Annotated in this window: 5 protein-coding genes and 5 pseudogenes; 1 reads left to right on the forward strand and 9 read right to left on the reverse strand. The window is 62.2% G+C overall.

What is annotated here, in order from left to right:
* Positions 1-80: 80 nt before the first annotated feature.
* From K7W03_RS26155 to K7W03_RS26170, 4 genes and pseudogenes are all read right to left on the reverse strand, one after another.
* Positions 81-254: pseudogene (locus K7W03_RS26155) on the reverse strand (IS701 family transposase); the annotation flags it as partial.
* Positions 255-285: 31 nt separating this feature from the next.
* Positions 286-456, reverse strand: a pseudogene (locus K7W03_RS26160) (transposase domain-containing protein); the annotation flags it as partial.
* A 58-nt stretch (positions 457-514) separates the two neighbouring features.
* On the reverse strand, positions 515-1,045 hold the full coding sequence (locus K7W03_RS26165) for a GNAT family N-acetyltransferase (protein ID WP_007686150.1): 531 nt from the start codon (positions 1,043-1,045) through the stop codon (positions 515-517).
* Positions 1,042-1,662 carry a recombinase family protein gene (locus tag K7W03_RS26170; RefSeq protein WP_008832583.1) on the reverse strand — a complete coding sequence of 207 codons (621 nt, stop codon included), beginning with the start codon at positions 1,660-1,662 and terminating at the stop codon, positions 1,042-1,044. Before K7W03_RS26170 ends, K7W03_RS26165 begins: the two co-directional genes overlap by 4 nt.
* A 125-nt stretch (positions 1,663-1,787) precedes the next feature.
* Here K7W03_RS26170 and K7W03_RS26175 point away from each other — a divergent pair, with 125 nt between their 5' ends.
* On the forward strand, positions 1,788-4,679 hold the full coding sequence (locus K7W03_RS26175; RefSeq protein WP_016746447.1) for a Tn3 family transposase: 2,892 nt from the start codon (positions 1,788-1,790) through the stop codon (positions 4,677-4,679).
* A gap of 220 nt (positions 4,680-4,899) precedes the next feature.
* Here the strand turns inward: K7W03_RS26175 and tnpB are convergent.
* The 5 genes and pseudogenes from tnpB to K7W03_RS26200 form a co-directional block, all read right to left on the reverse strand.
* Positions 4,900-5,205 (reverse strand): annotated as a pseudogene (gene tnpB / locus K7W03_RS26180) (IS66 family insertion sequence element accessory protein TnpB); the annotation flags it as partial.
* Positions 5,202-5,531 (reverse strand): transposase, encoded by a 330-nt coding sequence (locus tag K7W03_RS26185; protein ID WP_046766339.1) that lies wholly within the window; start codon positions 5,529-5,531, stop codon positions 5,202-5,204. The pseudogene tnpB and the gene K7W03_RS26185, both read right to left, overlap by 4 nt.
* Positions 5,532-5,615: 84 nt before the next feature.
* Positions 5,616-5,756 carry a hypothetical protein gene (locus K7W03_RS26190; RefSeq protein WP_157035906.1) on the reverse strand — a complete coding sequence of 47 codons (141 nt, stop codon included), beginning with the start codon at positions 5,754-5,756 and terminating at the stop codon, positions 5,616-5,618.
* A 225-nt stretch (positions 5,757-5,981) separates the two neighbouring features.
* Positions 5,982-6,215 (reverse strand): annotated as a pseudogene (locus K7W03_RS26195) (transposase); the annotation flags it as partial.
* A 51-nt stretch (positions 6,216-6,266) separates the two neighbouring features.
* Positions 6,267-6,524, reverse strand: a pseudogene (locus tag K7W03_RS26200) (transposase); the annotation flags it as partial.

The raw sequence follows: 6,524 nt of genomic DNA on the forward strand, positions 1-6,524 counted from the left end.
GATACCCAAATCCCACCACTCGGTGCGGCCGCTTACCGGCCATCATAATTGACGCCAACCGGCCTCCGTAAATGTCGCCCTACAGTGTGGCGGATCAGCAGGCCGCGGGTCCAAAGACCCGATTTGGTCTCATCATATTCGTCGGCGTCGAGATCGGCGAGTTCGCAATAGGCCCAGTCATGAAGCCGTGCGCCTTTGGTGCCTTCGCCCGCGGAGAGGCGCTGCCATGCATCGGGAGCAGGAGTATGGGCGATCTCCTTGTGAGCGTGGCGAGAAGACCGCGGCTCAGGCGGCGTTGGCGATCTGCTGCTGATCTGGCCGCCAGTTACATGGGATGAGTTCATCCCAGCGGGCAGCGGGCCAGTTGCCTGCGATCCTGGCGATGACATCCGCGATATAGGCTTGCGGATCGAGGCCATTGAGCTTGGCGGTCTCGATGACGGAGTAGATGGGGGCGTTTGCGGGAGGGGGCGGAATCCTACGCCAAGCTCGCCCAGATAGCCGGCGCGAGATCTTACTTGTTGCTGCCTTCTACGGTCGCGCCAGAAAGGCGACGGCTCAGTTCTATCCGGCGATGGCTACGCATTTTGAAGGTGTCTGGCCCAACGCGCCGATACTCAATGAAGCCGAGAGAACGCCAAAATCGCTCTGCCGCTTCATTCGCTTCCAGCACGGCCAACCGAATCTCTGTGGCACCTCTCGCAGCGGCCCAGCTTTCGACCGTCGAGTAAATTGAGCGTCCGACGCCACGACCACGCTGTGCGGCATCTACGATCATGAAGCCGAGATACCATGTGCCATCACGCGGATAATCGCGGAGGATGGCCGCGATTGCATATAGGCCGCCAGGCCCCTTCCATCCCAGGACAGCTTGATTGTGGGCGCTCTTTTCGGGCGGCACATCGGAGAAAAGCTCGCGAGCATCGTCCAGCGTGGGCGCGGCCCCGTCCTGCAACAGGAAATAGTCGCTGCAACGGTTGTACAGGTCTGCAACGTCTGCGGCGTCCGCTTGGGTAAGTTTGATCGGGGCTCCCGTCATCATCATCGCGTTTTGGCAGCAAGCACGCGCTGACCGTAATCCCGGAGTTCCCCGTTGGGACCGACATAGCGGTAGAGAGTGACGCGCTCGATCCCGAGTTCCTTGCAGAGGTCGGAAACGGACGTGTCGCGTTGGGCCATAGCAGCCTGAGCGAGCCGCACCTGGGCCTTGGAGAGGGCGAACTTGCGGCCACCCTTGCGTCCCCGCGCGCGGGCAGCGGCCAGGCCAGCCATGGTGCGCTCGCGGATCATATCCCGCTCAAACTCCGCCAGTGTGGCAAAAATGCCGAACACCATCCGGCCCGATGGCGTCGTGGTGTCGATCTGCGCGCCCTTGCCGGTGAGCACCCGCAGACCGATACCGCGATCCGACAGATTCTGCACCGTGCTGACCAGGTGGGTGAGCGTTCGGCCGAGCCGGTCGAGCTTCCAAACGATGAGGACATCGCCGTCGCGCAACGATTTCAGGCAGGCGGCAAGACCGGGGCGATCATCACGGCTACCGGATGCACGATCATCATAGATATTGCCTGGCTCGACACCGGCAGCGCGAAGGGCATCGTGCTGCAGGTCGAGCGACTGCGAGCCGTCGGCTTTGGACACGCGGGCGTAGCCGATCAGCATGGATCACAAACGAAGGTTTGAGGCGGTGACGAACATGAGCACATAAGATTGGGCTATTGTGTATCTTAACCAGCATCTCAATCAAGCTATCTCAAACCGTAGCTCGGAAAGAATAAGGAGCATGTATGCCGCGTCGCGTGACCCTGACCGATCGACAGCGCGAGGCGCTGCTTCACTTGCCGGTCGATCAAGGTGAGCTGCTGCGGCACTATACCCTCAGCGATGAGGATCTCGGGCATATCCGCCAGCGCCGGCGCGCCCACAATCGTTTTGGCTTCGCGCTGCAACTGTGCGTCCTGCGCTACCCGGGCCGGGTGCTCGCTCCTGGCGAGTTGATCCCGGCGCAGGTATCGGATTTCATCGCGGCCCAGCTCGGCCTGACCAGCGACGATCTACTCCTCTATGCCGCGCGCGAGGAGACCCGGCACGAGCATCTGGCGGACCTTCGCCGAATCTACGGCTATCGCTCCTTTTCGGGGCGGGGCGCACGGGATTTGCGCGAATGGATCGCTCGGGAAGCCGAGGCGGCGACATCGAATGAGGATCTTGCCCGTCGCTTCGTTGCGGAGTGTCGCCGCACCCGCACGATCCTTCCCGGCTCCTCGACGATCGAGCGCCTTTGCGCCGATGCGCTGGTTGAGGCCGAGCGCCGGATCGAGGATCTTATCGCCCATCGCATCACGCCAACCCTGAGCGAGAATTTGGCTCACCTGTTGGAGGATACGGTGGATGGTCGCGTCACGCGCTTCGTATGGCTGCGACAGTTCGAGGTTGGCGCAAATTCAGCAGCCGCTAACCGGCTGATGGATCGACTGGAATATCTTCAAAGGTTCGATCTTCCGGCGGATTTGCTGGACGGCGTGCCGGCGCATCGTGTGACCCGGCTTCGCCGGCAGGGCGAGCGCTATTACGCCGACGGCATGCGTGATCTGCCCGAAGACAGGCGGCTTGCGATCCTCGCTGTCTGCACCCTGGAATGGCGGTCATCGCTGGCCGATGTCATCGTGGAGACCCACGATCGCATCGTAGGCCGTCTCTATCGGGCCTCCGAACGCCTTTGCAACACCAGGATCGCCGACGAAAAGGCGGCCGTTCGGGACACGCTGAAGTCCTTTGCCGAAATCGGTGGTGCTTTGCTTGGAGCGCAGGACGATGGCACGGCCCTGGACGGGATAATCGCCACCGGGCCTGGCTGGGAACGGTTCAGAACCCTTGTCGCCACGGCCTCCGCGCTGACCAACGTGCTCGCGGCCGACCCGCTCAGCCGTGTGCTGGACGGCTATCACCGTTTCCGCCTCTACGCGCCCAGGATGCTGCGCCTGCTCGACATGCAGGCGGCGCCGATCGCCACGCCTCTTCTGGCGGCCGTTGCGATGCTGCGTAACGGGATCAAGGTCGATCCGCCGGTGGATTTTCTACGTCCCAACTCGAAATGGCATCGTCATCTTCGCGCTGAGCCCAGCGGCGACCACCGGCTTTGGGAAATCGCGGTGCTGTTCCACATCCGCGACGCCTTCCGGTCCGGTGACATATGGTTGGCGGGATCGCGCCGCTATGGCGACCTCAAGCAGCTTCTGGTCCCGCCACAGGCGATAGAGCAGACCGCGCGGCTCGCCGTGCCGCTGCGACCCGGCGAATGGCTGGCCGAGCGCAGGGCTCGACTGGATACACGGCTGAAGGAGTTTGGCCGCGCGGCGCGAACCGGCACGATCCCAGGCGGCATCATCGAGAACGGCAAGCTGCACATCGACAAGCTGAGGGCCGACACGCCCGAAGGGGCCGAGGATCTCGTGCTCGATCTCTATCAACAGCTCCCGCCCGCGAGGATCACCGATCTGTTGCTGGAAGTCGATGAGCGAACCGGATTTTCCGAGGCGTTCACGCATCTGCGCACCGGCGCGCCCTGCAGCGACCGGATCGGCCTGATGAACGTGTTGCTGGCGGAAGGCGTCAATCTCGGTTTGCGCAAGATGGCGGCGGCGACCAACACGCACAGCTTCTGGGAATTGCTGCGGATCGCGCGCTGGCATGTCGAAGGCAGCGCCTATGATCGGGCGCTCGCCATGATCGTGGAGGCCCACGCCGCCCTGCCCATGGCCGCCTTCTGGGGACAAGGGCAATCGGCATCCAGCGACGGGCAGTTCTTCCTTGCTACCGAGCAGGGCGAGGCGATGAATCTGATCAACGCGAAATATGGCAACGTCCCGGGCCTCAAGGGATACAGCCATGTGTCCGATCAATATGCGCCGTTCGCAACCCAGGTGATCCCGGCAACGGTCAGCGAGGCTCCCTATATCCTGGACGGGCTGCTCATGAATGACGCGGGCCGCCGCGTTCGCCAGCATTTTGCCGACACGGGCGGCTTCACCGATCATGTGTTCGCCGCCTGCGCCTTGCTCGGCTACAGGTTCGCCCCCCGTATCCGCGATCTCCCTCAGAAAAGACTCTATGCCTTCACGCCCAACGCGACGCCGGCCAATGTGCGAGCGCTGGTCGGAGGTAAGATCAATGAACCGCTCATCGAGCGCAACTGGCCCGACATCCTGCGCATCATGGCGACGATCGCAGCGGGGATCGTCGCCCCCAGCCAGATTCTTCGCAAGCTCGCCTCTTACCCGCGCCAGAATGAGCTGGCCCTCGCATTGCGAGAGGTGGGCCGCATCGAGCGAACCCTGTTCATGATCGACTGGATTCTTGATGCCGGCCTCCAGCGCCAGGCTCAGATCGGCCTCAACAAGGGTGAGGCCCACCACGCCCTAAAGCGCGCCATCAGCTTCCACCGCCGAGGTGAAATCCGGGATCGATCCGGCGAAGGCCAGCACTATCGCATCGCCGGAATGAACCTGCTCGCCGCCATCATCATATTCTGGAACACCATGAAGCTCGGCGAGGTCGTCAATACCCGGGCCGCCAGCGGTACCCATATCGCGCCTGATCTACTCGCCCACGTCTCGCCGTTGGGATGGGAACACATCAATCTAACCGGGGAATATCGCTGGCCCAAATCCTTAGCGTAGGATTCCGCCCCCTCCCGCAAACGCCCCCTAGATGGCGGCAGCGCGATCACCGCCTGCCTTTGAACCGGCGAATAACCAGTTTTTACGGTTATGGAAATGTATGCATAACCGTAAGAATGCCCTTTTCGCCGGCTCCGATGAGGGCGGCGACAACTGGGCGGTGATCGCTACGCTCATCGAATGCTGTAAGCTCAACGCCATCAATCCGCCTGGGGTTACGCCAGTCGATAGCCTCCAACATGCAGGCCATCTGCGAAGGGGAGATGGCAATCACCCCGTCCACGGCCGAAGGCCAGATGTACTTCCCGCGCTCGAGACGCTTGGCATAAAGCGACATGCCGACACCATCATGCCAGATGATCTTGCAGAGGTCGCCGCGGCGTCCCCTGAAAATGTAGAGATCCCCGGCGAAGGGATCACATCCGAAGCTCTGCTGCACCTGCAGGGCCAGGCTGCGCATGCCGCGCCGCATGTCCGTGTGCCCCGTTGCAATCCATATCCGAACGCCGGAGGGGACTGGGATCACGGCTTGACCGACCGCAGTACTGCCGACACCAGCCCCGGCGAGGCGCCAGCAGTTATCCGCACGATCGCCCGCTCGAACTCCACAGTGATCGCCGATCCGGTCACTGGCATCGGATCGGGCTGCACCTGCACTTCTGCAAAGCCTTGGGCTGCCTGCCCCATCTGCCGCCGCCATCTGTAGATCTGGTTCGGCCGCAGATCGGCACGGCGGGCAATCTCCGCCACGTTAGCACCGGGCGCCGAAACCGCCGCGACGAGTGTGCGCTTCTGCTGGTCGGTCCATACACGTCGCCGCTCCGGCCCCGAAATTACCGTGATCTGACTCATCGCACCGTCCTTAGTATCGGTGCAAACACCGGCGCTTGCACCGGTACCATCTCGAAATATCAGCCGATCACCGCAAGGCGGCCCTCACCGGAGCGATACGACCGGGCGATCATCGACATCGGGATTGACCGCCGCCATGTGCATGGTCGAACCGATATCAATGGCTGCCGCGCCAGGCGACAGCATGGGTAGAGCGTCAATGCCGCCCGATTTTGATTTGTTCACTCCATTCCTCCATCACAACTGGAGGGTATGGGCGATGCAAACCGTCATCTTCCTAACCGGGGTCGCCGAGGACGGCGCCACCACTCTCAAGTACGCAAATGCCCACGGGCCACGTTTTTTAACGGGGTATCACACCACCAATAAGCTAACGGCCGCGACCCTCCGCCTGCCATCATACCACGGCCCGTTTCTACCGCGAACAGGCGGGCCAAACCCGCGATCGTTTTTTAGTATATCGCGCTCCTCGGTCACCCGGGCCAACTCGCGCTTCAACTGACGGATCTCGGCATCCTTGCCGGCATCGCCAGACACCACCTTCGCCAGTTGCCGCTTCCATGCGTACAGCGAATGCTGGCTGACGCCGAGCCGCTCGGAAACCTCCGCTACCGGATACCCGCGCTCGGTGATCTGGGCCACCGCATCACGCTTGAACTCATCGCTGAAATTGGGCTTCCCCATCGTCGTCTCCTGTCCTCAAAATTAGGATAGAAGGCGTCCAGAAATCTAGGGGCTACTCACCGTGTATTGACGAGCGACACCGCAGGAGGACTTGCCCTGCTTGAGAAAGCCGGTCTCATTGATGACCAGGACCGCGTCAGCTGTGGCAAGGTTTTCCACGACATAGTCACGCACGATGTCACGCAGCGCATCCGCGTCCCAGCGTCCGCGACCCAGAATGGCCCGCTGTCGCCAGGGCTCAGGATCTCCGGCCGCCTCTGCACGCATCCATCCTGTTTTGCGCCGTTTCTCACCCAACAAACCATCCAG

It is taken from the genome of Sphingobium sp. PNB, assembly GCF_019873065.1.
In the GTDB taxonomy this organism is placed as follows: Bacteria; Pseudomonadota; Alphaproteobacteria; order Sphingomonadales; family Sphingomonadaceae; genus Sphingobium; species Sphingobium fuliginis.

Coding starts and splice junctions, on each gene's coding strand:
- K7W03_RS26165 (WP_007686150.1), bottom strand. CDS start 1,045: ATGATGATGACGGGAGCCCCGATCAAACTTACCCAAGCGGACGCCGCA.
- K7W03_RS26170 (WP_008832583.1), bottom strand. CDS start 1,662: ATGCTGATCGGCTACGCCCGCGTGTCCAAAGCCGACGGCTCGCAGTCG.
- K7W03_RS26175 (WP_016746447.1), top strand. CDS start 1,788: ATGCCGCGTCGCGTGACCCTGACCGATCGACAGCGCGAGGCGCTGCTT.
- K7W03_RS26185 (WP_046766339.1), bottom strand. CDS start 5,531: ATGAGTCAGATCACGGTAATTTCGGGGCCGGAGCGGCGACGTGTATGG.